Source organism: Thiorhodococcus minor (assembly GCF_010820565.1).
Lineage (GTDB): Bacteria > Pseudomonadota > Gammaproteobacteria > Chromatiales > Chromatiaceae > Thiorhodococcus > Thiorhodococcus minor.
This window is the reverse complement of the sequence record NZ_JAAIJQ010000013.1, coordinates 39,020-62,763: the sequence shown is the minus strand read 5'-3', so window position 1 is coordinate 62,763 and position 23,744 is coordinate 39,020. Positions and strand designations below refer to the sequence as shown.

At 65.3% G+C, this 23,744-nt stretch carries 24 protein-coding genes and 1 other RNA gene; 17 read left to right on the top strand and 8 right to left on the bottom strand.

The genetic code is table 11. The features are described from left to right. Positions 1–36 precede the first annotated feature (36 nt). On the bottom strand, positions 37–1,251 hold the full coding sequence (locus G3446_RS06290) for a hypothetical protein (protein WP_342450053.1): 1,215 nt from the start codon (positions 1,249–1,251) through the stop codon (positions 37–39). Between the two features lie 283 nt (positions 1,252–1,534). On the opposite strand from G3446_RS06290, the gene ffs reads away from it, so the two are divergent. The 8 genes from ffs to minE all read left to right on the top strand — a co-directional run bounded on the left by ffs (position 1,535) and on the right by minE (position 7,549). After that, positions 1,535–1,631, top strand: an RNA gene (gene ffs, locus G3446_RS06285) — signal recognition particle sRNA small type. 175 nt (positions 1,632–1,806) lie between these two features. Beyond that, positions 1,807–3,510: a DNA polymerase III subunit gamma/tau gene (gene dnaX, locus G3446_RS06280; protein ID WP_164451794.1), complete on the top strand. Its 1,704-nt coding sequence runs from the start codon at positions 1,807–1,809 to the stop codon at positions 3,508–3,510. Between the two features lie 149 nt (positions 3,511–3,659). Then, the gene (locus G3446_RS06275; RefSeq protein WP_164451792.1) at positions 3,660–3,983 is read left to right on the top strand and encodes a YbaB/EbfC family nucleoid-associated protein; all 324 of its coding nucleotides are present in this window, start codon (positions 3,660–3,662) and stop codon (positions 3,981–3,983) included. A gap of 19 nt (positions 3,984–4,002) precedes the next feature. After that, positions 4,003–4,599 (top strand): recombination mediator RecR, encoded by a 597-nt coding sequence (recR, locus tag G3446_RS06270; protein WP_164451789.1) that lies wholly within the window; start codon positions 4,003–4,005, stop codon positions 4,597–4,599. Between the two features lie 452 nt (positions 4,600–5,051). Then, positions 5,052–5,396 carry a histidine triad nucleotide-binding protein gene (locus G3446_RS06265; protein WP_164451787.1) on the top strand — a complete coding sequence of 115 codons (345 nt, stop codon included), beginning with the start codon at positions 5,052–5,054 and terminating at the stop codon, positions 5,394–5,396. Positions 5,397–5,622: 226 nt separating this feature from the next. Further along, positions 5,623–6,411, top strand: a complete 789-nt coding sequence (gene minC, locus G3446_RS06260; protein ID WP_164451785.1) for a septum site-determining protein MinC — start codon at positions 5,623–5,625, stop codon at positions 6,409–6,411. Between the two features lie 52 nt (positions 6,412–6,463). Then, positions 6,464–7,273, top strand: a complete 810-nt coding sequence (gene minD / locus G3446_RS06255; RefSeq protein ID WP_164451783.1) for a septum site-determining protein MinD — start codon at positions 6,464–6,466, stop codon at positions 7,271–7,273. Between the two features lie 6 nt (positions 7,274–7,279). After that, complete coding sequence (minE, locus tag G3446_RS06250; protein WP_164451782.1) at positions 7,280–7,549, top strand: cell division topological specificity factor MinE; 270 nt, start codon at positions 7,280–7,282, stop codon at positions 7,547–7,549. A 13-nt stretch (positions 7,550–7,562) separates the two neighbouring features. Here the strand turns inward: minE and dapE are convergent, their stop codons facing one another. The 4 genes from dapE to dapC all read right to left on the bottom strand — a co-directional run bounded on the left by dapE (position 7,563) and on the right by dapC (position 11,277). After that, complete coding sequence (gene dapE / locus G3446_RS06245; protein WP_164451780.1) at positions 7,563–8,765, bottom strand: succinyl-diaminopimelate desuccinylase; 1,203 nt, start codon at positions 8,763–8,765, stop codon at positions 7,563–7,565. Continuing rightward, positions 8,762–9,109, bottom strand: coding sequence for an ArsC family reductase (locus G3446_RS06240; protein WP_164451778.1), 348 nt, complete (start codon positions 9,107–9,109; stop codon positions 8,762–8,764). Before G3446_RS06240 ends, dapE begins: the two co-directional genes overlap by 4 nt. Further along, positions 9,109–9,930, bottom strand: a complete 822-nt coding sequence (gene dapD, locus G3446_RS06235; protein WP_164451776.1) for a 2,3,4,5-tetrahydropyridine-2,6-dicarboxylate N-succinyltransferase — start codon at positions 9,928–9,930, stop codon at positions 9,109–9,111. The genes G3446_RS06240 and dapD overlap by 1 nt, the downstream gene beginning before the upstream one ends. Positions 9,931–10,065: 135 nt before the next feature. Continuing rightward, positions 10,066–11,277 carry a succinyldiaminopimelate transaminase gene (gene dapC, locus G3446_RS06230; RefSeq protein ID WP_164451775.1) on the bottom strand — a complete coding sequence of 404 codons (1,212 nt, stop codon included), beginning with the start codon at positions 11,275–11,277 and terminating at the stop codon, positions 10,066–10,068. Between the two features lie 126 nt (positions 11,278–11,403). Here dapC and G3446_RS06225 point away from each other — a divergent pair, with 126 nt between their 5' ends. Then, positions 11,404–11,778 carry a VOC family protein gene (locus G3446_RS06225; RefSeq protein WP_164451773.1) on the top strand — a complete coding sequence of 125 codons (375 nt, stop codon included), beginning with the start codon at positions 11,404–11,406 and terminating at the stop codon, positions 11,776–11,778. Between the two features lie 86 nt (positions 11,779–11,864). On the opposite strand, the gene G3446_RS06220 is transcribed toward G3446_RS06225, so the two are convergent. The 3 genes from G3446_RS06220 to map all read right to left on the bottom strand — a co-directional run bounded on the left by G3446_RS06220 (position 11,865) and on the right by map (position 15,844). Further along, positions 11,865–12,215 carry a hypothetical protein gene (locus tag G3446_RS06220; RefSeq protein WP_164451771.1) on the bottom strand — a complete coding sequence of 117 codons (351 nt, stop codon included), beginning with the start codon at positions 12,213–12,215 and terminating at the stop codon, positions 11,865–11,867. Positions 12,216–12,384: 169 nt separating this feature from the next. Beyond that, positions 12,385–15,042: a [protein-PII] uridylyltransferase gene (glnD, locus tag G3446_RS06215; protein WP_164451768.1), complete on the bottom strand. Its 2,658-nt coding sequence runs from the start codon at positions 15,040–15,042 to the stop codon at positions 12,385–12,387. A 19-nt stretch (positions 15,043–15,061) separates the two neighbouring features. Beyond that, entirely contained in the window at positions 15,062–15,844 is a 783-nt protein-coding gene (map, locus tag G3446_RS06210) for a type I methionyl aminopeptidase (protein ID WP_164451766.1), read from the bottom strand. A 513-nt stretch (positions 15,845–16,357) separates the two neighbouring features. Here map and rpsB point away from each other — a divergent pair. The 8 genes from rpsB to rseP all read left to right on the top strand — a co-directional run bounded on the left by rpsB (position 16,358) and on the right by rseP (position 23,713). Next, on the top strand, positions 16,358–17,101 hold the full coding sequence (gene rpsB / locus G3446_RS06205) for a 30S ribosomal protein S2 (protein WP_164451764.1): 744 nt from the start codon (positions 16,358–16,360) through the stop codon (positions 17,099–17,101). 149 nt (positions 17,102–17,250) lie between these two features. Further along, positions 17,251–18,138, top strand: a complete 888-nt coding sequence (gene tsf / locus G3446_RS06200) for a translation elongation factor Ts (protein ID WP_164451762.1) — start codon at positions 17,251–17,253, stop codon at positions 18,136–18,138. 53 nt (positions 18,139–18,191) lie between these two features. After that, the gene (gene pyrH / locus G3446_RS06195; protein WP_164451760.1) at positions 18,192–18,914 is read left to right on the top strand and encodes a UMP kinase; all 723 of its coding nucleotides are present in this window, start codon (positions 18,192–18,194) and stop codon (positions 18,912–18,914) included. A gap of 1 nt (position 18,915) precedes the next feature. Further along, complete coding sequence (gene frr / locus G3446_RS06190; RefSeq protein ID WP_164451758.1) at positions 18,916–19,473, top strand: ribosome recycling factor; 558 nt, start codon at positions 18,916–18,918, stop codon at positions 19,471–19,473. 32 nt (positions 19,474–19,505) lie between these two features. Next, on the top strand, positions 19,506–20,300 hold the full coding sequence (locus tag G3446_RS06185; RefSeq protein WP_164451756.1) for an undecaprenyl pyrophosphate synthase: 795 nt from the start codon (positions 19,506–19,508) through the stop codon (positions 20,298–20,300). Position 20,301: 1 nt separating this feature from the next. Then, a complete protein-coding gene (locus tag G3446_RS06180) occupies positions 20,302–21,129 on the top strand; it encodes a phosphatidate cytidylyltransferase (RefSeq protein ID WP_245232342.1) in 828 nt (275 codons plus the stop codon). A 13-nt stretch (positions 21,130–21,142) separates the two neighbouring features. Further along, positions 21,143–22,330, top strand: a complete 1,188-nt coding sequence (ispC, locus tag G3446_RS06175; protein WP_164451753.1) for a 1-deoxy-D-xylulose-5-phosphate reductoisomerase — start codon at positions 21,143–21,145, stop codon at positions 22,328–22,330. An 18-nt stretch (positions 22,331–22,348) separates the two neighbouring features. Next, entirely contained in the window at positions 22,349–23,713 is a 1,365-nt protein-coding gene (gene rseP / locus G3446_RS06170; RefSeq protein ID WP_164451751.1) for an RIP metalloprotease RseP, read from the top strand. Positions 23,714–23,744 lie beyond the last annotated feature (31 nt).

Below are 23,744 nucleotides of genomic sequence, written 5' to 3'. Positions count from 1 at the left end.
CGGCTGCGGGCAGGGCCGCTTTGGGCCTGCGCTCCCTCAGCGCGGCTCGCCGCTTCGCAGCCGCTGCGTCAGCTGCTGGATCTCGCGCTGCATCTCGAGATTTTCGAAAGGCCGCAGTGATGGGATCTGGCGATTCATCAGCCCCTCCAGAAGCTGTTGGCTCGATCTCACCAGGCCGACCAGCTCGCCGGAGACGCGCACCGTCTCGTAGGTATTCCAGGCGGCCGCGATGTCCTTCTCCAGCTCCTTGCGCGCCTTGGCGACCTGCTTGGCCTGGTCCTTCAGATACTGGCGATAGACGCCGGCCGCTTGAATGGTGAGCTGCTGCGCCTCCAGGTTCGCATTCAGCAGGTCGGCCTTCTCTGGTGCCTCCCGCAAGAGCGCTTGGGTATCGCCCGCGAGCGATTGTGCCTGATCGATGATGTCGTCGATCTGCGGCAGGTAACGCTCGCTGATCGCCGCTTCGATCTGGACATGCATGCGGTCGAGCGACTTCAGCAGCACCACATAGAGGCCGTAGTAGCGTCGTGCGCTCTCGAGATCTTCGCCGCTTTGCTCTACCAGCTCTTCGAGCTGCAGGGTGATGGTCTTGACGTTGTCGAACAGGATACCGAGGTCCACCATGTTGTCGCCGACCACGGTGGAGAGCAGGAATTCGAGCTGCTCGTCACTGACGTCGATTCCCATTGCGCGCAGCTCTTGACCGAATTGGCGCTTGAGCCGGGCGATCTGCTTGCCAATGCGCCTGATGTCGTCTTCGCGTCCGGCGATGAGGTCGTCATAGTCGTCGACCGTCTTCTTGATGGTCGATTCCGCTGGAGCGGAAACGCGTTTTTGCCGATAGGTCGCGATATCGGCGCGCGCCGCGACGATCTCTTGCTGCAAGGCCTGGATGCGGTCGCGATATTTCAGGGCCGGGGAGACGGTCAGGATGTCCACGGCCTCGTCGAGCAGGGCCTGGATCTCGGCGTTGTTCGATCTCTGGTCGTCGCCGAACCAGGCCTTCTCCGGCAGCTCCGCCTGGCGCTCCTCGAGCGTCAAGGTGTCCTCCAGCGTTGGCACGACGGAATCCCAGACCTGTCCGAAGTCCTCTTTCTCCCGGAAGAGGCCTTGGGCGTCCTGCATCGCCTGCTCGGCAAAATCGCGCGATTCGCTCCACCAGTCGGTGGCGATGTCGCGTGTCTGTCCCCAAATGCCAGGACGACCCTCGCCAGGATGGTCTTGGGCGGGAAGCGGCGCTGGCAGGGCCACGAAAAGGCTCGTGATCAAAGGGACGGCGCATCTTATGAGTGCAGACATGGTGGGACGCGGTTGCTCGACTGATTTCGCTTGGGCTTGGATGTGCATAGCTTGACGTCGTCGGCTCAGGTGTCAATGCGGGGCGCGCGCTTCAACCTTGCCTGACAGATTCGGGCCGCTGCCCTGTGGGTCAGCTTGCGGGATGGCCTTGGTCGGTTTGTTTTCGCCAGCAACCTCTGCTACCTTAACGCGCTGTCCTCGGGCTGGCTCCGAGGCCTTGCGTTATGGTGGCTTGCGCCGGTCCCCTCGCAACGTGAAGCCGTTAACCCGGTCAGGCCCGGAAGGGAGCAGCCGCAGCGGTTGAATCGTGTGCCGGGGTGTGGCTGGCGTCGGCCGCCGCCCCAAACCTTCCGGGTGCGATATCCGTCGAGCCGCCGCGAAGCTGACCTCCCGCTCGTGCTCAACTGCCCTTTCGGCCGATCCGGTGAGTGGGACGTGCCGCATCTGCTACACTCCCGCGCAATCTGAACCATCCTCAACCTCAAATCCGGCCGATCTCAGTCGCGCATGTCCTATCAGGTGCTAGCCCGCAAATGGCGTCCTCGCGCATTCGACGACATCGTCGGGCAGCAGCATGTCGTGCGGGCGCTGTCGAATGCGCTGGATCGAGACCAGCTGCACCACGCCTACCTCTTCACGGGCACGCGTGGCGTCGGCAAGACGACGCTCGCGCGTATCCTCTCCAAGGCCCTGAATTGCGAGCAGGGCGTCAGCTCGCGTCCATGCGGCGTTTGCTCCGCATGCCAGGAGATCGATGGCGGGCGTTTCGTGGACCTGATGGAGGTCGACGCCGCCTCCCGTACCAAGGTCGATCAGACGCGCGAGCTGCTGGACAATGTCCCCTATGCCCCGGCGCGGGCGCGTTTTAAGGTGTACCTCATCGACGAGGTGCACATGTTCTCCTCGCACAGCTTCAATGCCTTGCTGAAGACGCTCGAGGAGCCTCCGCCGCACGTCAAATTCCTGCTGGCGACGACGGACCCGCAGAAGATCCCAGTCACCGTCCTCTCGCGCTGCCTCCAATTCAATCTGCGCCGCCTGCTGCCGGGCGAGATCCGCGACCGGCTCGAGGTCGTCCTGAGCACCGAGGGGCTGGATTTCGCTCCCAGCGCATTGCCATTGCTGTCGCGCGCCGCCGATGGCAGTATGCGCGACGCCCTGAGTCTGCTGGACCAGGCCATCGCCTTCGGTGGCGGGCGCGTCACCGAGGACGAGGTGCGGGCCATGCTCGGCACCGTGAGCGGCGACCTGGCGCTGGATATCCTCGACGCGCTGGCGGCCTGCGATGGGGCACGCGTCCTGAGGGAGGTCGAGCGGGTCTCGGCCCTGACGCCGGATTTTCCAGAGCTCTTGCGCGAGCTCATCGCCCTGATGCACCGCGTGGCCCTCATCCAGCAGGTTCCGGGTGCCTTGGCCGCGGATGATCCGGACCATGATCGGCTGGCCGCGCTCGCCGGCGCCATGCAGCCGGAGGATTTGCAGCTCTATTACCAGGTCGCCCTGACCGGGCAGGCGGATCTGTCGCTGGCGCCGGACCCGCGTGCCGGCTTCGAGATGGTGCTGCTGCGCGCGCTCGCCTTCCGTCCGGGGCGCGCGCCCCCTGGAGAGGCCGCTCGATCCGCGGCGCCCGCGATGGGCGCGGGGAAGCCGGGGCCGGCCGCTCAGGTGACCTCGATGGCGGAGCACCGCCCTGTCGGGGGCGGTGCGAATCGCAAGCCTTCTAGCGGCTCGGTCACGCAGGTGCGCCCGGTCGACGCCGGCGCTGCGGCCCCGTCTCACGCGGCTGCGGGAAAGGCGCAAGATGCTCCCGCGACGGGCAGGGCGGTGCTCGATCCCGACGGCTGGCAACAGCTCATGGCGCGGCTGAGCCTCGGTGGTATCGCGAGCCAGCTTGCTCATAATTGCGGCTTCCTGGAGCTGGCGCAAGGCAAGCTGGTGCTGACCTTGGATCCCTCCGCGCAGCACCTACGCGTGCCGAGCGCGGAGTCGCGGCTCGAGTCCGCCCTTTGCGAGGCGCTCGGTGAGACCATCAAGCTGGATATCCAGGTGGCTCGGCCGCAGCAGGAGACGCTGGCGCAGCGCCGTGCCCGTGAGGCCGGGGAGCGTCAGGAGGCGGCTGTGCAGGCGCTCGAGTCCGATCCCCTTGCCCAATCGCTCCGCGACGAGCTGGATGCCGAGTGGGTCCCCGGGAGCATCCGCCCGGCCGATTGATGTCCGACTGCAGGGACGGCTTCCCCCAGTCCGGTCGACCTTGCGCAATCTCGGTCGATCGGCCCAGGCGTGGCTTAACGCATCCATGCGCCCTTTCAATGGGCGCTTGTTTGTAACTTCAAGCTCGTAACCTCGAGAGGTAGTCCGAAATGAAAGCTGGACTCGGTGGCTTGCTCAAGCAGGCCCAGAAGATGCAGGAAGACATGAAGCAGGCGCAGGAGCGCCTGGCTCAGGAAGAAGTCACTGGGGAGGCCGGTGGCGGTATGGTGAAGGTCACCATGACAGGTCAGCACCAGGTCAAGCGCGTCGAGATCGATCCGTCGCTGATGAGCGACGACAAGGAGATGCTCGAAGATCTGATCGTGGCCGCCACCAATGCAGCGGTTCAGCGGATCGCCGAGAAGGTCAAGGAGAATATGTCTGAGCTGACCTCGGGCCTGCCCTTGCCTCCAGGAATGAAGCTGCCGTTCTAGCACCTGCGGGGCACGGACCATGGCCGAGCGCTCCCTGCTGAATCAGCTGATCGATGCCCTGCGCTGTCTGCCCGGGGTCGGTCCGAAGTCGGCACAGCGAATCGCCTTTCATCTGCTCGAGCGCGATCGTGACGGGGGCGCCCGTCTCGCGCGCGTGATGGCGGAGGCCATGACCCGGATCCAGCGCTGCCAGCGTTGTCGGACCCTCACCGAGAACGACCTCTGTGGGATCTGTGCGAGCAGCAAGCGCGAGACGGGCACCATCTGTGTCGTCGAGCAGCCCTCCGAGGTCGTTGCGATCGAGCAGGCCACCGACTACAGAGGGCTCTATTTCGTGCTTGGCGGACGGCTGTCGCCGCTCGACGGCATCGGTCCGAGTGACCTTGGTCTGGATATCCTGGAGCGGCGTCTCGGTGAGGAGTCGCTCGCCGAGGTCATCCTGGCGATCAGCCCGACGGTGGAGGGGGGCGCGACGGCCCAGTTCATCGCGGACCGCGCGGCGCATCATGGCGTGAAGGTGTCGCGTATCGCACACGGCGTTCCGCTTGGCGGAGAGCTTGAATATCTGGATGGGGGAACGCTCGCCTTGGCGTTCGCCGGGCGCCGCGATCTCTGATTGGGGCCTCGATCGTCAGTTGGACCCTTAGGGTGGACGAGCGAGAGTGAAGTCCACCGAATCCCGCGCCTGCGTTGGTGGACTGCGCTGCGCTTGTCCACCCTACAGCCGGAGGTTGGGCCAATCGATGATCGACGCCCTGATTGGCAGAGGCCTTCAGGCGCCAGCGACCGGGCTCCAGCCGTTGTGCTGTCGCAGTCTCCGCTCGTCGCGGACCTCACCGGATAGGCTGGCCGTGGCGGGTCTTGCTTGAATCGCCAATTCGCAGGTCGCCGATTCGCGGGTTTTCAAGCGCCTGCTGCTGGAGGCCGGAGGCCGGAGGCTGACAGCTCGGTTTGGGGTGAGGCGCCTGTGCGAAGCGCGCCGCTAAGGGCGGCTCGGATCGGCGCGGCCAGTTTCAGTCGAGAGGCTTGGTTGCCATCCAGGCGAGTGTTCAAGAAATGGGGGAGCAAATGTCAGATACGATTTTCGGGAAGATCGCGTCCGGCGAGATGTCCGCGGACATCGTCTACCAAGACGACGATGTCGTCGCCTTCAGGGACATCAGTCCTCAGGCGCCGACGCATGTCCTGGTCATTCCGCGCAAGCCCATCCCGACACTCAACGATGCGACGCCCGCCGATGCCGAGCTGCTCGGCAAGCTCCTGCTGGCGGCCGCCAAGGTCGCGGAGGCCGAGGGCATTGCCGAAGGTGGCTATCGAACCGTCATCAACTGCAATGCGGGTGCGGGTCAGACGGTGTTCCATCTCCATCTTCACGTGCTTGGCGGCCGGCCGCTGCAATGGCCTCCGGGATGAGCTGAAGTGCTCGTGGGGCCGTCGCTCGAGCCCGGGCTAGGCGAGCCGAAGAGGCCGGCCTCGTCTCTACTGAGCGCGCGCGGCGCCCGCGCGGCGCGTCGGCACTATTACGTGGCGTCCTCACGGGTTAGGATTGCGCGACCGCTCGAGGCCGCATCTCGGCATGCAGGAGCGGAACGATGACAACAGGAGATGAAGGGGCAATGGCGCCCGAGTCAAACCGAACATGGCAGTGAATTCGAGCTCTCAAAACAACGATGCGGATGGATCCAGATCCTTCGAGCTGAAGGCAGCGAGCTTTACGCTGCCGATCATTCGCCTCATGGACAACAACGTCGAGGCTGTCGCGGCGCGTCTGGGGAAGAAGGTCGAGAAGGCCCCGCACTTCTTTCGCAACACGCCCGTGGTCATCGACCTCAGCGGGCTCGCCGGGTCCGGTGCTGGCGGGGCCGACCTGCCGCTGCTGGTCGGCTTGCTGCGCGGCTATGGCATGATTCCCTTCGGCGTGCGTGGTGGTAGCAAGGAGCAGCATGCCGCGGCGGAGGCCTTGGAGCTTGCTGTGCTGCGCGACTCCTATGTCAAGCGCGACAAGACCAAGGAGGCCGAGGGCGCCGAGCCCGAGGACAGCGCGCCCTCCGAGCAGGCGCCCCAGCCACGGGCCTCGCAGGGCCAGGCGCAGCGTGCCAATCAAGGTTTCTTGCTCGTCACGCGGCCAGTGCGCTCCGGGCAGCGCGTCTATGCGGCGGGCGGGGATCTCTCCATCACGGCTGCCGTCAGCTCGGGCGCCGAGCTCATGGCCGACGGCAACATCCATGTCTATGGTCCATTGCGCGGGCGCGCCCTAGCCGGCATGAGCGGCAACTTGGAGGCGCGCATCTTCTGCCAAGACCTTCAGGCAGAGCTCGTCTCGATCGCTGGGCATTATCGCGTCAGCGAGAACATCCCATCCGAAATGCGTGGGGTCCCTGTCCAGATCTTCCTGGATCAGAAGGTGCTCCGCATCGAAAAACTATGACGGTCTGCAGAGCCGGGAAACGGAATAGATCCCTTTTAAGGAGGGTGTGACTTTGGCGAGAATTATCGTGATTACCTCGGGCAAGGGTGGCGTCGGCAAGACGACGACGTCCGCGGCCCTCGCGATGGGGCTGGCTCAGCAAGGCAAGCGCACGGTGGTCATCGACTTCGACGTGGGTTTGCGCAATCTGGATCTCATCATGGGCTGCGAGCGGCGCGTCGTCTATGATTTCATCAATGTCATCAATGGCGAGGCCAATCTCAATCAGGCGCTGATCCGCGACAAGCGTTGCGATCATCTCTACGTGCTGCCTGCCTCGCAGACGCGAGACAAGGACGCCCTGACCAAAGAGGGTGTCGACCGGGTTCTGACCGAGCTCTCGGAAGGCTATGACTTCATCGTTTGCGATTCGCCGGCAGGCATCGAGCATGGCGCGAACATGGCCATGTACTTTGCCGACGACGCCGTCGTGGTGACGAACCCGGAGGTCTCTTCGGTGCGGGACTCGGATCGCATGCTCGGGATCCTTTCCAGTCGCTCGCGTCGCGCCGAGAATGGCGAGGAGCCGATCAGCGAATACCTGCTCCTGACGCGCTACGATCCGGAGCGCGTGGCCAATGGCGAGATGTTGAGCGTCGACGACGTGCAGGAGATCCTCTCGCTGAAGCTCTTGGGCGTGGTGCCCGAGTCGAAGGCGGTTCTCAATGCCTCCAACGCTGGTGTGCCCGTTATCCTCGATCGCGAGAGCGACGCTGGGCAGGCCTACAATGACATGGTGTCGCGCTATCTGGGTGAGGATGTGCCGCACCGTTTCCTCAACCCTGAAAAGAAAGGCTTTCTGAGCCGCTTGTTCAAGGGGTGACGATCAATGGGTCTGCTCGATTATTTTATCTCCTCGCGCTCGAAGGGCTCCGCCAACTTGGCCAAGGAGCGTCTTCAGATCCTTGTCGCGCACGACCGTGCGGCCCGCGATCAGCCCTCCTATCTGCCGCAGCTCCAGCAGGAGATCCTCGCCGTCATCCGCAAGTATGTGGACGTCGATCTGAGCGCCGTGTCCGTCAACTACGAGCAGGAAGACTCGCATGAGGTTCTGGAGCTGAACATCGTGCTGCCGGATACGGCTCAGAATCAGGCCTAAGCGGGCGGCCGCTTCATGACGAGCTGTTCGGTTTGGGGCTGTCCCGCACGCGCGTCTGGGGAGCGCGTCCTCGTTCGTCCTTGGTGAGCAGCTCCTCGAGCGTGCGCTCGTAGATGCGGGAGAGCTGAACGAGCTCATCGACACCCACGCACTCGTTGACCTGATGAATGGTCGCATTGATGGGGCCGAGCTCGACCACTTGGGCGCCCATCGGCGCGATGAAGCGGCCGTCCGAGGTTCCGCCTGCTGTGGAGAGCTCGGTCTCGATGCCAGTGGCGTCCTGGATGGCGCCTCTGACTGCCTCCACGAGCCGTCCCACTGGTGTGACGAAGGGGCTGCCGGACAGGCGCCAGCGGATCTCGTAGTCGAAGTCGCCCTTGTCCAAGATGCCTTGAACCCTGGCCTTGATGGCGGCTGGGTCCAGCTCCGTCGAGAAGCGCAGGTTGAATTGCGCCTCCAGGTGCCCCGGAATCACATTGTCGGCGCCTGTTCCCATGCTCAGGTTGGCGATCTGGAAGCTGGTCGGCGGGAAGTAGTCGTTTCCCTCGTCCCAGACTTCGGCGCAGAGCGCTGCGAGCGCCTCGGCGCTGGCATGGAAGGGATTCTTGGCCAGCTGGGGGTAGGCGACATGGCCTTGCTTGCCATGAATCCTCAGCCAGCCGGATAGGCTGCCGCGTCTGCCGTTCTTGATGGAATCGCCAAGCCTGGCGCGACTGGAAGGCTCTCCCACCAAGGCGTAGTCGATCCGCTCGCCGCGCTGCTGCAGGCGCTCGACGACCTTGACCGTCCCATCGACGGAAGGCCCCTCCTCGTCGCTGGTGATCAGAAAGGCGATCGATCCCTGGTGATCCGGATGCTGGGCGACGAACGACTCGACCGCTGTCACCATGGCGGCGATCGAGCCCTTCATGTCCGCGGCGCCGCGACCGAACAGCTGGCCTGCGCGGATCGTCGGCACGAAGGGATCGGATGCCCAGTCCGCCAAAGGACCTGTCGGCACCACATCCGTGTGGCCGGCGAAGCAGAGCAGTGGCCCGGCATCGCCACGTCGCGCCCAGAGGTTGCTGACCTCTCCGAATCGCATCGGCTCGATGCGGAAGCCAAGCCTCTCCAGGCGCGCGGCGATGAGGTCTTGGCAGCCCGCGTCCTCGGGCGTGACGGACGGCCGCGAGATGAGGTCGCAGGCCAGCATCAGTGTTGGCGAGGTCATTGTCATGAGGCGAACAGCTCCTCGTACTCGGCCTCGGAGAAGCCGAGGTGGCGCTTCGTGCCAAGGTCGAGCAGCGGGCGGCGGATGATCGACGGGGATTCCAGCATCAGCCTGATGGCGCTCGCCTCGTCGATGCCTGCTCTGACGCCCTCCGGCAGCTTGCGCCAGGTGGTGCCGCGACGGTTCAGCAGCGACTCCCAGCCAAGCTCGGCCACCCAGGCGCTTAGCTGCTGCTCGTCGAGTCCAGCCTTCTTGTAGTCGTGGAAGGCATACTCGATGCCCTTGGCGTCGAGCCAGGCGCGCGCCTTCTTGACCGTCCCGCAATTCGGGATGCCATAGAGCTTGAGCATCAGATGTCGCGCAGCAGCTCGTTGATGCCGACCTTCCCGCGGGTCTTCTCGTCGACCTGTTTGATGATCACGGCGCAGTAGAGGCTGTGGCTTCCATCTTTCGCCGGGAGATTGCCGGGGACGACCACGGCACCTGGCGGCACCTGGCCATAGAGGATCTCGCCCGTCATGCGGTTGTAGATCTTGGTGCTCTGGCCGATGTAGACGCCCATCGAGATGACCGCGCCTTCGCCCACGATGACGCCCTCGACGATCTCCGAGCGGGCGCCGATGAAGCAGTTGTCCTCGATGATGGTCGGGGCGGCTTGGACGGGCTCGAGCACGCCGCCGATACCGACGCCACCGGAGAGGTGCACGTTCTTGCCGATCTGCGCGCAGGAGCCGACGGTGGCCCAGGTGTCGACCATGGTGCCTGAGTCGACGTAGGCGCCGATGTTGACGTAGGAGGGCATGAGCACGCAGCTGGGGGCGATGTAGGAGCCCTTGCGCGCCGTGGCCGGCGGGACGACGCGCACGCCGCCGTCGCGCAGCTCGCGGGAGCTGGTATCGGCGTACTTAGAGGGCACCTTGTCGTAGTAGTTGGTGAAGCCGCCCTTGATGAAGTCATTGTCCTCGATGCGGAAGGACAGGAGCACGGCCTTCTTGATCCACTCATTGACTACCCAGCTGTCGTCCTGCTTTTCGGCGACGCGCAGCTTTCCCTTATCCAGCTTGTCGATGGTGTCTAGGACAGCGTCGCGGATGTGGGTCTCGACGGAGCGGGGGGTGATCTCCGCGCGTCGCTCGAAGGCCTCGGTGATGATGCTCTCGTGATCGGTCATGGCTTGGTCTACCTGTGATGTGTTGCGTGCTGGCGAATCGGTCTGGCGGGCGCCCCGGAAGCGGCCGGGCTCAGCGCCCGTGGGCGGCTTCGGGGCGCCTGCGGGCTGGAGGTCTTGGGGCGGGCTGCGGCATGGCTACAGCCGCTCGATGACGCGGCGAATCCGCTGGGCGGCATCGACGCATTCGTCCAGTGGTGGAACGAGCGCGATACGGACCCGTTGCGCGCCTGGGCCGATACCGTCGATCTCGCGTGCGAGGAAGCTCCCGGGCAGCACGGTCAGATTCTCCTCGGCGAAGAGGCGCTGCGCGAATTCCGCGTCGGGGATCGGCGTTTCCGGCCAGAGATAGAAGCCGGCGCCGCGCGGGCCGAGGTCCATGACATCGCCGAGGATGGCTTCCACGGCCGCCTGTTTCTCGCGGTAGAGCTGACGGTTCTTGCGCACATGGGCTTCGTCCTGCCAGGCGGCCATGCTGCCGCGCTGCACGGCGAGTGACATGGCGCAGCCGTGATAGGTCCGGTAGGTCAAGAAGCCCTCGATCAGGCGCGCGTCGCCGGCGACGAATCCCGAGCGCAAGCCGGGCGCGTTGGAGCGCTTGGAGAGGCTGTGGAAGACCATGCAGCGGCTGAAATCCTCATTGCCGGCCGCGCGCGCTGCCTGGAGCAGTCCAACCGGCGGCTGCAACTCGTCGGGATAGATCTCCGAGTAGCATTCGTCCGAGGCGATGACGAAGTCGTGTCGGTGCGCCAGCTCGATGAGCCGGGCGAAGGTCTCTTCGCTGAAGACGGCCCCCGTCGGGTTGCCGGGCGAGCAGACATAGAGCAGCTGGCAGCGGTCCCAGGTTGCGGCGTCCACGGCCTCGAAGTCCGGGATGAATGCGTTCTCCTTGTAGCAGCCGAGGTATCTAGGCTCGGCGCCTGCGAGGAGGGCGGCCCCTTCGTAGATCTGATAGCAGGGGTTCGGCATCAGGACGAGCGGGCGTCGACTGCGGTCGACGACGGCTTGAGCGAAGGAGAAGAGTGCCTCCCGGGTGCCGTTCACCGGCAGGATCTGGCACTCTGGGTCGATGCCGGGCAGGCCGGCCCCCTCGGCGGCGAGGTGAAAGCGACGGCTGAGCCAGGCGGCGATGGTCTCGCGCAGCTCCTGTAGGCCTCGCGTCGTCGGATAGACCGCCAGCTGGTGCAGGTGCGTGATCACGGCATCCGAGATCATGCTGGGCGTTGGGTGCTTGGGCTCGCCGATGTAGAGGGCGAGATGATCGAGATGGCTCGGCGGATCGATGTTGCGCTTGAGTGCTTGGAGCTTTTCGAACGGGTAGGGCTGTAGGAGGCCCAGATCTGGATTCATTGCGTGGCAGGCCTGTCAGAGAAGAGTGTTGCTCGCTCGGTGTGCGCCTTCCGAGCAAAGTCGTCTAGTATAGGGCAAGGGGCAGGCCCGCTCCACGTCGACCCGAGGGCTCGCCGGGAGGACTCGATGGCGCTCGTTCAGGACATCCATCACGTCAGCTTGATCGTTGCCGATACAGCCGAGGCGCTGCGGTTTTACGTCGGCATCCTCGGGCTGCAGGTCCGTGACGACAGGCCCGAGCTGTCGTTTCCAGGCGCCTGGCTGTCGGTGGGCGACCGACAGATCCATCTGCTGGAGCTGCCGAATCCGGACCCTGTCGACGGCCGCCCGCTCCATGGGGGGCGGGACCGTCATCTCGCGATGGTCGTCAGCTCGATCGACGATCTCATTGGGCGTCTCGAAACCGCGGGGCTTCCCTTCACCCGCAGCCGCTCCGGTCGCCGGGCGGTCTTCTGCCGTGATCCGGACGGCAATGGCCTGGAGCTGATCGAGGCCGTCTAGCCCGAGTCTCGGTGCCCTTCGGCGCGCGCGTCACATCCGTGTTGCTTCAGCGGCGGCCGCGAGCGAGGTCGCCGGATGCCAGGTTGCTAGAAGCTGCGGAAGTACCAGAGATTGTCCCAGCCCGGCGGCTTGAGCATCGGGTCTCCTGGGGCAGGGTAGCTGCCCTCGCCACCCTGCTCGCCCGGCGCGGGCGCTGCTGGCGGTGTGGGGCCGAGGCTGCGAAACAGCTCCCGCTCCTGATCGATGCGCTCTTGACGCTGGGCGCGACGCTGGCGCAAATCCTCTTGCCAGGCCTCTTGGCGTGCCGATGCGCGCGGATTGTTGGTGCGCCGCCGCGCTTCAAACTCGTCGCGGGCAGCCTTGCGCCTCGCTTCCCAGGCGCGACGCTGTGCCCGCACTTCCTCGAGCCAGGGCGAGGCCGGGGGCGTCTCGGCCATGTCCCGCCACATCCCTTGCGGGTCGGTGCTTGGAGTGTCCGACGGCCATGCTTGGCCGGCATCCGCAAGGCTCGCCGACACCTGGCCAAGCGCCAGTGCGAGCGCCAATGGCCAGGCCGCCGGTCCTCGCCGAGGCGGGCGCGCTGCTTCGGCTGCAGGGCAGAATCGCTCAGCCCTGAGTCGTCTGCTGCTCGAGTCGCTCATGGATCTTTACCCTCAGGCACGCCAGGGCCTTCTCGCAGGTGATGGGCGCCGAATCCTCGGTCGTGATGAAAAAGACGTCATCGACCTCCGCCCCAACGGTGGCGATCTTCGCGTTTTGGAGCCGGATGCCGCAATCTTGGAACACGGCCCCGACCTCGGCGAGCAGCCCTGGGCGGTCGAGTGTCGTCAACCGCATGATGGTGCGCTGGTTCGGTTGGTCGGCCGAGAAGCTGACGCGGGTCTCGATGGGGAAATAGCGGTGGCGGCGTGGCACCGAGCGCGCGACCTTGATGGCGGTGGGTGTCGGCTCGGCGATGTTGTCCTCCAGGGTCGCGCGAATCTCCTGCATCTGCAGTGGGTCGTCGATGGGCGAGCCGTCAGGCCCGAGCACCTGGTAGCTGTTGACCGCCATGGCGTCGTCCGTCGTCATGACGCGCGCATCCATGATGTCCAGGCCCATCTGGTCCAGCGTCGCTGTGGTGCTGGCGAAAAGGTTGGCGCGATCGCGTGAGTAGATGAAGACCTCTGTGCCGCCGCGTGCGGTCTGCGGGCGAATCACGACCAAGGGGCACTGGCTTGGGTGTGCCTCCAAGATTTGGCGGGTCTGCCAGGCGATCTCGTCCGGCGAATTGTGGAGGAAGAAATCCAGGCTGAACTTGCGCCAGAGCCGCTTGCAGGCCTCGGGGTCGACACCATAGCGCGCGACCAGGCGCGTGCTCTCCGTCTGCTTCTGGGTGATGAGCTCGTCTTGGGCCTGGGGATTGTCCAGCCCGCGCAGGAGCGTGCGCCGAGTGCTGTAGTAGAGCTCCCGCAGCAGCGCGTCCAGCCAGCTGTTCCAGCGCTCGGGGTTGGTCGCGCGCGCGTCCGCCACAGTCAGCAAATAGAGATAGTCGAGCCGGGTCGGGTCGCCGATGCGCTCGGCGAAGGCTTGGACGACCTCCGGGTCGCTGATGTCCTTGCGCTGGGCCGTCATCGACATGACGAGATGCTGCTCGACCAGCCAGGCGACCAGGCGGCTGTCGAACTCGCTCAGCCCGTGCAGCCGGCAGAACTCCCAGGCGTCCCGCATGCCGAGAGTGGAATGGTCGCCGCCGCGTCCCTTGGCGATGTCGTGGAAGAGTCCCGCGAGGTAGAGCAGCTCCAGCTTGGGGATGCGCCGGCCGACCGCGCTGCAGAGTGGAAACTCCTCGTCGTGCTTGGGGATGGTGAAGCGGCGCAGGTTGCGCACCAGCATCAGGGTGTGCTCGTCCACCGTGTAGACGTGCAGCAGGTCGTATTGCATCCGCCCGACGATGTTGGCGAAGGCGGGGATGTAGGCCGCGAGCACGCCATAGCGGTTCATGCGGCGGAAGGCGTGGGTGATGCCGATCGGCTCGCGCAGGATCTCCATGAAGAGGCTGCGTGCCCTCAGATCCGCGCGGAAGCCGTCGTCGATGCGATGACGGTTCTCCCGGATCATGCGGATGGTGCTGGCGCGGACGCCCTCGATCTCCTGGTGGGTCTGGAGGATATGGAAGACCTCCAGCAGCGCGATGGGATAGCGGCGAAAGACGTTGGGCGAGGTGACCTCGAGGTAGCCGCTGCGGGACTGGAAGCGCTTGTTGATGGGGATGGGCGGGCCGATCTCATCGTGGAGCAGAATGGCTTCGCGAAACAGCTGCAGGAGCATCTCGTTGAGACGGTTGAGCTCCTGGACCGTGCGGTAGTACTGCTGCATGAACTGCTCGACGGCGAGATTGTTCTCGCCGTCGGCGAAGCCGAATGCCTTCGCCAAGCTGCGCTGATAGTCGAACAGCAGGCGGTCCTCGCGACGTCCGGCGAGGCGATGCAGGGCGAAGCGGATGCGCCAAAGCAGCGTCTCGCCGTCTACCAAGGTTTCATGCTCGGCCTCGGTCAGGAAGCCCTGATCGACGAGCTCGTGCAGGGTCTCGGCGGCGAAGTGGCGCTTGGCGACCCAGCCGATCATCTGGATGTCCCGCAGGCCGCCAGGGTTCTCCTTGATGTTGGGCTCGAGGTTGTAGGCCGTATCGCCGTACTTCTGCCAGCGCGCGCGCTGCTCGCGGGTCTTGGCCGCGAAGAAGGCCTCGCTGTCCCAGATGCGATCCGGGCCCGTCGCCTCGCGCATCCGCTCGAGGAGGCCGGCGTCTCCGCACAGCAGGCGAGCCTCCATGAGGTTGGTCATCACGGTCACGTCGTCGGATGCCTCGCGCACGCAGTCGCTCACGCTGCGAACGCTATGGCCGACTTCGAGGCCGATGTCCCAGAGGAAGATGATGAGGCGCTCGAGCGGCTCGATCAGCTCGCCCTCGGCCTTTGGCTCGATGAGGATGAGAATGTCGATGTCGGAGGCCGGCTGCAGCTCCTGACGTCCGTAGCCGCCGACGGCGACGAGGCCGGCCTGATCCGAGGTGCCGAAATGCGCGGCCCAGGCATCTCTCAGGACCTCGTCGATGAGCTGGCTGCGCTGCCGCACCAGATTGGTGATCGGCGTGCCCTGGTCGAATTGACTGTAGAGCAGCTCCTTGCCCTTGCGCAGCCTGTCCTTGAAGGCCGGAATGAGCGACGCGGCGGCCTGGGGCGGCGGCGGGGTAGCTCCCGAGGGCTGATCTTGCGCGACGTCCACGTGCTGAGCCGCTCGGTGCTCAGGCGGGCGCGGGCTCGCCCCGCTCCTCGGTGCGCAGGGTCAAGATCTCATAGCCCTCGGGCGTGACCAGGATCGTGTGCTCCCACTGGGCGGACAGGGTGCGGTCTTTGGTGACGACCGTCCAGCCGTCCGGCAGCACCTTGATGAAGCGCTTGCCGGCGTTGACCATGGGCTCCACGGTGAAGCACATTCCAGGCTCCAGCCTGAGTCCCTCTCCGGGCTTGCCGTAGTGCAGGATCTGAGGGTCTTCGTGGAAGTCGCGGCCGATCCCGTGCCCGCAATATTCGCGCACGACCGAGTAGCCATGCGACTCGACGAAGGTCTGTACGGCGTGTCCGATATCCCCGAGCGTGGCGCCCGGGCGCACGGCGCCGATTCCCATCATCATCGCCTGCTGGGTGACCGTGACCAGGCGGCGCGCCAGCACGGAGGGCTCGCCGACGAAGAACATCTTGCTCGTGTCTCCGTGATAGCCGTCCTTGATGACGGTGATATCCACATTGACGATGTCGCCCTTTTTCAGGCGCCGGCTGCTGGGGATGCCGTGGCAGACCTGGTGGTTGACCGAGGTGCAAATGGATCTCGGAAATCCGCGGTAATCGAGGGGGGCTGGAATGGCGCCCTGCACCTCGGTGATATGTCGGTGGCAGATCTGGTCCAGCTCTTCGGTAGTGACGCCGGGCCGCACGTGAGGCTCGAGCATGTCGAGAACATCGGCTGCGAGCCGACCGGCGACGCGCATCTTCTCGATCGCCTCAGGGGTTTTGATCTGCACACTCATATTGCTTGTTGAGGCGTCCACGACTGTCGTGTCGATTCCCGACCCATGCGAGTCAATTGCTTGCGAAAGACCCGCTATGGTATAAAACGCCGCGCCGGGCCGCAAACAGCGTCTCAAACGGATTGCGCACTTGCCAAATCAGGCATGTGTGGGCGTTCCCGGTTTCGCCAAGTGGGCCTGTGTCCCTAGGCGGATTGTCAGGAGACGCCGATCGCACTTGCGCCGTCCGCCGGCATGCCGGCCGCTCCTATAGGTTCCACTCGTCACCGAGTCCTCGGGCTGCCCGACCTCGCGCCCCTGGCGCCGATCGGCTGGCTCCAGCTGTCGGCTCGATCCACCGATCGAGTCGATTCGGTGTCGCTGCCGGGACCGCATGGGCGCTGCGGCGCGTCACCTTGTCCACACACGTGTCGACACATACGGCTGGGTGCCCGCTCGCGCGGGTTGTCGTGTGGGGCATGTGGAGGCCTAACCCGAGACTATCGAAAGGTAAATACGTTGAGCGAAGTTACGATGCGACAGATGCTGGAGGCTGGAGTCCACTTCGGCCACCAGACCCGCTACTGGAACCCCAAGATGGGTGCCTTCATTTTCGGGCACCGCAACAAGATCCATATCGTCAACCTCGAGAAGACGCTGCCTCTCTATCAAGAGGCCGTCAACTATCTGGGAACGCTCGCCGCGAACGGCGGCAAGATCCTCTTCGTCGGCACCAAGCGGGCCGCCCGCGACGCCATCAAGGAGGAGGCGATCCGCTGCGGTATGCCTTATGTCAACCACCGCTGGCTGGGCGGCATGCTCACCAACTTCAAGACGATCCGCCATTCCGTCAAGCGCCTGAAGGAGCTCGAGGCGATGTTCGAGAGCGGGACCATCGAGCGCTTCAACAAGAAGGAAGCCCTTGGTCTGTCGCGCGAGCGCGACAAGCTCGAGCAAAGCATGGGTGGTATCAAGAACATGGACGGACTGCCGGACGCCATGTTCGTCATCGATGTCGGTCACGAGAAGATCGCCGTCACCGAGGCGAATAAGCTCGGCATCCCGGTCGTGGGTGTGGTCGATACCAACAACGATCCGAGCAAGGTCGATTACGTCATCCCGGGCAACGATGATGCGATTCGCGCCGTGCGTCTCTACATCACTGGTGCTGCCGACGCCATCCTCGATGGCCGCGACACGGCCGCGGCCATGGTCGGGCGTCGTGACGGCGGCGAAGAGGCCCAGTCGGAAGAGGTTGTGGAAGCGGCCTCCAGCTAAGCACGCGCATTGCCCGTTGCGCGCCGCGCCTGCCGGCGCGCAACGGTGCCCCGCGCGACCCCAGTCTTTATCTTCAGCCGCCGCGATCAGCGGCGGTTTCGTATCTAGAGTTCGTGACCACCCACAGCGGGTGAAGAGGTGAGATAGCGATGGCGATTTCAGCCGCAATGGTTAAGGATCTCCGCGAGCGTACCGGCGCGGGCATGATGGAGTGCAAGAAGGCGCTCGTCGATGCCAATGGCGACATCGAGGCCGCGATCGAGGCGATGCGCAAGTCAGGCCAGGCGAAGGCCGCGAAGAAGTCGGGCCGGACCGCCGCCGAGGGCGTCGTGGTCATCAAGATCGCGGACGACGGCAAGCGCGGCGTCATGGTCGAGGTCAATTCCGAGACGGACTTCGTGGCCAAGGATGCCAACTTCCAGTCCTTTGCGGAAGGCGCGGCCGAGACGGCCCTGAGCAGCGATGCTCAAGACGCCGAGGCGCTCTCGGCTGCGGCATTTGCGGGAGATTCCGCGCAGACTGTCGAGTCGGCGCGGGCGGCGCTGGTCGCGAAGATCGGCGAGAACGTCCAGGTACGTCGCCTGGTGCGCTTCGATGCGGCCGCCGGGACCTTGTGCAGCTACCGTCATGGCCTGAAGATCGGTGTGGTTGTCGATCTCGTCGGCGGCGACGAGACCCTGGGGCGCGATCTGGCAATGCACATCGCGGCGAGCAATCCGATCTGCGTCAGTGCCGAGCAGGTGCCCGAGGAGACCTTGTCCAAGGAGCGCGAGATCTTCAAGGCGCAGGCGCTCGAGAGCGGCAAGCCCGAGGCCATCATGGACAAGATCGTCGAGGGGCGCGTGCGCAAGTACCTGGAAGAGGTGACCTTGCTCGGTCAGGCCTTCGTCAAGGACCCCGATCAGAGCGTCGAGAAGCTGCTCAAGCAGGCCGGCGCCGAGGTGAAGCGCTTTATGCGCGTCGAAGTAGGCGAGGGCATCGAGAAGAAGACCGAGAACTTCGCCGACGAGGTCATGGCGCAGGTTCGCGGCAGCTGAGCAGTTGCTGTATCCTGGACGGCTAACGATCCAGGCGCTATAGGAGCTCGGGTATGACCGCCCTCGTTTATCGACGCATCTTGCTCAAGCTCAGCGGCGAGGCGCTTATGGGAGAGGGTGCTCATGGAATCGATCCGGACGTGCTCGAGCGCTATGCCCGCGAGGTGCAGGCGCTCGTCGCGGCGGGCGCGCAGGTCGCGCTGGTGATCGGGGGCGGTAACATCTTCCGTGGGGCGGGTCTGGCGGCGCGTGGGATGGATCGCGTCACCGGCGACCACATGGGCATGCTTGCGACGGTGATGAACGCCTTGGCCATGCGGGATGCGCTCGAGCGGCTGGGCTTGCCGGCGCGGGTGATGTCGGCGCTCGAGGTCGACCAGGTCTGCGAGGGCTATGCGCACAGGCGTGCCCTCAAGCACCTGGAGTGCGGGCGCGTCGTCCTCTTCGCCGGCGGTACAGGTAATCCCTTCTTCACCACGGATTCCGCAGCGAGCCTGCGCGCGGTCGAGATCGGTGCGGACCTGCTGGTCAAGGCGACCAAGGTGGACGGTGTCTACTCCGCGGATCCGGTGACCGAGCCGAGCGCAGCCTTCTATCCCCGCCTCAGCTATGATCAGGCGCTGCGCGAAGACTTGCGGGTGATGGACGCTACGGCCATCGTGCTGTGCCGAGACCATGCCATGCCACTGCGCGTAATGAACATCAACGAGACCGGTGCCTTGCTGCGATTGATCCGTGGCGAGGACGTCGGATCGTTGGTCGTGAGCGAGAGCTAAGATGATCGACGATATCAAGAAAGATGCAGCCGACCGCATGGGCAAGAGCGTCGAGGCGCTCTCCCACGAGCTAGCCAAGATCCGCACCGGGCGCGCGCACCCGTCATTGCTCGACCACATCATGGTGTCCTACTACGGCTCGGACGTGCCGATCCGCCAGGTTGCCAACATCAATGCCGAAGACGCCCGAACCCTGGCCGTTCAGCCTTGGGAGAAGGCCATGGTCCAGGCCGTCGAGAAGGCGATCATGCAATCGGACCTCGGGCTCAATCCCAATACCGCCGGGACCGTGATTCGCGTGCCCATGCCGGCGCTGACCGAGGAGCGCAGGCGCGACCTCATCAAGGTGGCGCGTCACGAGGCCGAGCAGGCGCGGGTCGCGATCCGAAACATCCGTCGCGATGCCAACCACGATCTCAAAGAGCTCGTCAAGGAAAAGATGATCTCCGAGGACGACGAGCGTCGCGGTCAGGAGATCGTCCAGAAGCTGACCGACCAGTACGTCAAGGACGTCGATGCCGTCTTGGCCGAGAAAGAGCAAGACCTGATGTCGATTTGAGTCCCTCGGGACTCGCTCCCCCTAGAGCTATCGTGGAAACTGCAACCCCTGTCGTTCTCCCGTCCGATGTCGACCATCGGACCCCGAAGCATGTCGCCATCATCATGGACGGGAACGGCCGCTGGGCGAAGCAGCGTTCTCTCCCGCGTACCGCCGGGCACCGCGAGGGCGTCAAGAGCGTTCGCGCCGCCGTCGAGGAAAGCGTGCGTCGCGGCGTTCAGATCCTGACGCTCTTCGCCTTCAGTAGCGAGAATTGGCGCCGTCCCCGCAGCGAGGTCAACATCCTCATGGAGCTCTTCATGAGCGCCCTGCGCAACGAGGTCCGGCGCCTGCATGAAAATCAGGTGCGTCTGCGCGTCATCGGTGAGCGCGGCGCCTTCCCCGAGAAGCTGCAGCATCGCATCGCCGAGGCAGAGGCGCTGACCGCGGAGAACGGCCGGCTCAACCTCCAGGTGGCCGCCAACTATGGCGGGCGATGGGACATCATGCAGGCCGCGCGTCGCCTCGCCGCAGAGGCGAGGGCGGGGCGTCTCGACCCGGATCGGATCGACGAGGCCCTCTTTGCCGACTACCTCTCCTTTCCCGACCTCCTGGAGCCCGATTTCTTCATTCGCACTGGGGGCGAGCAGCGATTGAGCAACTTCGTGCTCTGGCAGTCGGCTTATGCCGAGCTCTACTTCACGGATACCCTTTGGCCGGACTTCGACGAGGCGGCCTATGGCTTGGCCCTCGACGACTATGCTCGGCGCCAGCGCCGGTTCGGACGCACCGGCGATCAGGTCGAGACCGAGACCATGTCGCCCCTATCCCTCTATGCGCGAGGCTAGCATGGCGTTGGCATCCAGTAGCCTGCGCCGCCGCGCCATTACTGCCTTTTCGCTCGGCCCGCTCGTCATCGCGGCCGTGCTGCTGCTGCCACAAGCGGCCTTCGGCGTCTTTTTCCTGCTCGTGCTGCTCGTCGCTGCCTGGGAATGGTGCGCCCTGTCCGGGATCTCGCAGCAGGGGCAGCGCGCGGGCTATCTAGCCCTGGTCGGCGGCTGTGTCGGGGTGCTCTGGGCCTTGCCGACGCTGCAGATGCCGCTCCTTCTCGTCGGCGCGGCCTGGTGGGTCCTGCAAGCGGCGCGGATTCTGCTCACGCGGCGAATCGATCTGGTGGCTGGGGCCCAGCCGCTGCAATTGGGCGTCGGCCTGCTGGTGCTGCTGCCATCCTGGGTGGCCTTGATGAGTCTGCGGAGCGTGCCGGGCTCGGGGCCGGGCCTGGTGCTCTTTCTCCTGATCCTGATCTGGACCGCTGATACTTCGGCCTACTTCGTTGGGCGGCGCTGGGGGCGCGCGAAGCTGGCGCCCGTGGTGAGCCCGGGCAAGACGCGGGCCGGTGTCTATGGGGCCATGGTGGGGGCCGCGGTCTGTGGGCTCGGGCTCGCCTGGGCGCTCGGTCTCGACGCGCCGCATACCCTGTTGGCGTTGATCGTTTGCGGCCTGGCGGCCCTCATCTCGGTCGTCGGCGATCTCTACGAGAGCCTGCTGAAGCGTCGGCGGAGCATGAAGGATTCCAGTCAACTCTTGCCTGGGCACGGGGGGCTGCTGGATCGCATCGACAGCCTGACCGCGGCTGCCCCTGTGTTCGCCCTCGGCGTGGCCTGGGCCCTAACCTGATTCGGAGTAGATTGTGATTGGCGTGACCGTTCTCGGAGCCACGGGCTCCATCGGCGTCAGCACGCTCGACGTGCTGGCGCGCCATCCCGACCGTTTCCAGGCGGTCGCCTTGACCGCCAACCGCGACGCGGAGCGGCTCGCCGATCAGTGCCGTCAGCACCGTCCGAAATTCGCCGTCATGGCGGACGCCGATGCTGCGGCGCGCCTGCGCGACTTGCTCGCCGATATGTCGGGGCGGCCCGAGATCCTCTCCGGCATCGAGGGCCTGGAGCAGGTTGCCGCGCTGCCCGAGACCGACTACGTCATGGCCGCCATCGTTGGCGCCGCCGGTCTGCGGCCCACGCTGGCCGCGGCGCGGGCAGGCAAGCGGGTGCTGCTCGCCAACAAGGAGTCGCTCGTGGTCGCCGGCGCCATGCTGATGCAGGCCGTGTCCGATAGCGGCGCCGAGCTGCTGCCGATCGACAGCGAGCACAACGCCATCTTTCAGTGTCTGCCGCCGAATTTCGCCGATGGCCTGCCGCGGGTCGGCGTGAAGCGCATCCTGCTGACGGCCTCGGGCGGGCCCTTGCGGGAATGGCCGGTCGATCAGCTCTCGAGCGTCACCCCCGAGCAGGCTTGCGCCCATCCCACCTGGGCTATGGGCCGCAAGATCTCCGTCGACTCGGCCACCATGATGAACAAAGGACTCGAGGTGATCGAGGCGTGCTGGTTGTTTGGCACGGATACCGACCATATCCAAGTAGTGGTGCATCCGCAGAGTGTCATTCACTCGCTGGTTCAGTACGAGGACGGCTCCGTTCTCGCACAGCTGGGTAACCCGGACATGCGTACGCCGATCGCTCACGCAATGGGCTGGCCCGAGCGGATCGATTCAGGTGTCGCTCCCCTGGATCTCTTCGCCGTCGCGCACCTCGACTTCCAGGAGCCCGACTTGATGCGGTTCCCCTGCCTTGGGCTGGCGTTCGAGTCCGCCCGGCGTGGAGGGACGGCGCCGGCGGTGCTGAATGCCGCCAACGAGGTCGCGGTTGCCGCCTTCCTGGACCGTCGTGTCGATCTGCCGGGAATTGCCGCTGTCGTTGCAGACACGCTCGAGGCCCTGCCGAACGAGTCCGTGGCGGACAAGGGGCTCGAATTCTTGCTCGACGTGGACCGCCGCGCCCGTGAATCGGCCGAGCACGCGGTGCGGGCGCGGGCGGCCTAGCTCACCAACCGGACGACTATGGACTTGCTATTCACCATTGGCTCCTTCGTTGTCGCGCTCGCGATTCTGATCGCGGTCCACGAATTCGGTCATTTCTGGGTAGCCCGCCGCCTCGGCGTCCGGGTGCTCAGGTTCTCGATCGGATTCGGCAAGGCACTGGCGCGCTGGCAGCGTCGTCCGGACGGTACCGAGTACGTCATCGCCATGATTCCTCTCGGCGGCTACGTGAAGATGCTGGATGAGCGCGAGGAAGAGGTCCCCGAAGCCCTGCTCGATCAGGCGTTCAACCGTCAGCCGCTGTGGAAGCGCACGGCGATCGTTGCTGCGGGGCCGCTGTTCAATCTGCTCTTCGCCATCTTCGCCTACTGGGCGGTCTTCATGGCCGGCGATACCGGCCTCAAGCCGGTGGTCGGGACGGTCGAGCCGGCGTCGATCGCGGCCGAGTCCGGCTTCAGGCCGGGTGACGAGCTGATCCAGGTCGGCGACCGTGCTGCGCGCAGCTGGGAAACGGCCGTCTTCGCGGTGACCGTCGAAGCGATGGACGGGGCCGATCTGAGCGTGCGGGTCCGCGACGATCGCGGCGAGGAGCGCGTGCTCGTGGTCCCCGGCGGCGTCATCGCTGACCTGGCCGAGGAGCCGAACCTTCTCGATCACCTCGGGCTCGAGCCGAGCCGGCCCCAGATCCCCCCGGTCATCGGCGAGATCGTCCCCGGCGAGGCCGCGGACCAGGCTGGTCTCCAAGTCGGAGACCGCATCCTTTCGGCGGGCGGCGTGCCTGTCACTTCCTGGCAGGCGTGGGTCGAGATGGTGCGTGATCGTCCGGGCGAGCCCATGCAGCTTGACGTTGAGCGCGACGGGGCCGTCGTTCGTGACCTGGCCGTCACGCCGCGCGTCATCGACAGCGGTGGCGAGCGCGTCGGGCGCATCGGCGCCGGGGTCGATGTCCCTGAGGATCTCATGGCCGGCTACCTCGTGAAGGTAAGCTATGGGCCGGTCGAGGCGATGAGCGAGGCGGTCGGCAAGACCGTCGAGATGAGCGCCCTGATGCTGCGGGTGATGGGGCGCATGCTGGTTGGCGAGGCCTCTGTGCGCAACCTCAGCGGTCCGATCACCATCGCCGAGGCCGCCGGGAGGACGGCGAGCTACGGGCTGGACTCCTTCGTCAAGTTCCTCGCCATCGTGAGCATCAGTCTCGGTATTCTAAATTTGCTGCCCATCCCGGTGCTGGATGGTGGGCATCTGCTCTTCTTCTTCGTCGAGTGGATCAAGGGAAGCCCGCTCTCGGAAGAGGCTCAGCTGCAGGGGCAGAAGGTGGGCTTCGTCCTACTGGCGGCGCTCATGACGCTCGCCTTCTATGTCGACCTGTCCAGGCTATTGGGCTAATTTCCCCTGATCCCTTATACTAGCGCGCCTT

Excerpts from the sequence above, each read along its gene's own strand:
- minC (WP_164451785.1), top strand. The coding sequence starts at position 5,623 with ATGGCAGTGAATTCGAGCTCTCAAAACAACGATGCGGATGGATCCAGA.
- rpsB (WP_164451764.1), top strand. The coding sequence starts at position 16,358 with ATGCGACAGATGCTGGAGGCTGGAGTCCACTTCGGCCACCAGACCCGC.
- G3446_RS06240 (WP_164451778.1), bottom strand. The coding sequence starts at position 9,109 with ATGCTCAAGCTCTATGGCATCCCGAATTGCGGGACGGTCAAGAAGGCG.
- recR (WP_164451789.1), top strand. The coding sequence starts at position 4,003 with ATGGCCGAGCGCTCCCTGCTGAATCAGCTGATCGATGCCCTGCGCTGT.
- G3446_RS06275 (WP_164451792.1), top strand. The coding sequence starts at position 3,660 with ATGAAAGCTGGACTCGGTGGCTTGCTCAAGCAGGCCCAGAAGATGCAG.
- minE (WP_164451782.1), top strand. The coding sequence starts at position 7,280 with ATGGGTCTGCTCGATTATTTTATCTCCTCGCGCTCGAAGGGCTCCGCC.
- tsf (WP_164451762.1), top strand. The coding sequence starts at position 17,251 with ATGGCGATTTCAGCCGCAATGGTTAAGGATCTCCGCGAGCGTACCGGC.
- dapD (WP_164451776.1), bottom strand. The coding sequence starts at position 9,930 with ATGACCGATCACGAGAGCATCATCACCGAGGCCTTCGAGCGACGCGCG.
- rseP (WP_164451751.1), top strand. The coding sequence starts at position 22,349 with ATGGACTTGCTATTCACCATTGGCTCCTTCGTTGTCGCGCTCGCGATT.
- dapE (WP_164451780.1), bottom strand. The coding sequence starts at position 8,765 with ATGACAATGACCTCGCCAACACTGATGCTGGCCTGCGACCTCATCTCG.
- G3446_RS06265 (WP_164451787.1), top strand. The coding sequence starts at position 5,052 with ATGTCAGATACGATTTTCGGGAAGATCGCGTCCGGCGAGATGTCCGCG.
- G3446_RS06180 (WP_245232342.1), top strand. The coding sequence starts at position 20,302 with ATGGCGTTGGCATCCAGTAGCCTGCGCCGCCGCGCCATTACTGCCTTT.
- dapC (WP_164451775.1), bottom strand. The coding sequence starts at position 11,277 with ATGAATCCAGATCTGGGCCTCCTACAGCCCTACCCGTTCGAAAAGCTC.
- dnaX (WP_164451794.1), top strand. The coding sequence starts at position 1,807 with ATGTCCTATCAGGTGCTAGCCCGCAAATGGCGTCCTCGCGCATTCGAC.
- G3446_RS06225 (WP_164451773.1), top strand. The coding sequence starts at position 11,404 with ATGGCGCTCGTTCAGGACATCCATCACGTCAGCTTGATCGTTGCCGAT.
- map (WP_164451766.1), bottom strand. The coding sequence starts at position 15,844 with ATGAGTGTGCAGATCAAAACCCCTGAGGCGATCGAGAAGATGCGCGTC.
- frr (WP_164451758.1), top strand. The coding sequence starts at position 18,916 with ATGATCGACGATATCAAGAAAGATGCAGCCGACCGCATGGGCAAGAGC.
- pyrH (WP_164451760.1), top strand. The coding sequence starts at position 18,192 with ATGACCGCCCTCGTTTATCGACGCATCTTGCTCAAGCTCAGCGGCGAG.
- G3446_RS06220 (WP_164451771.1), bottom strand. The coding sequence starts at position 12,215 with ATGGCCGAGACGCCCCCGGCCTCGCCCTGGCTCGAGGAAGTGCGGGCA.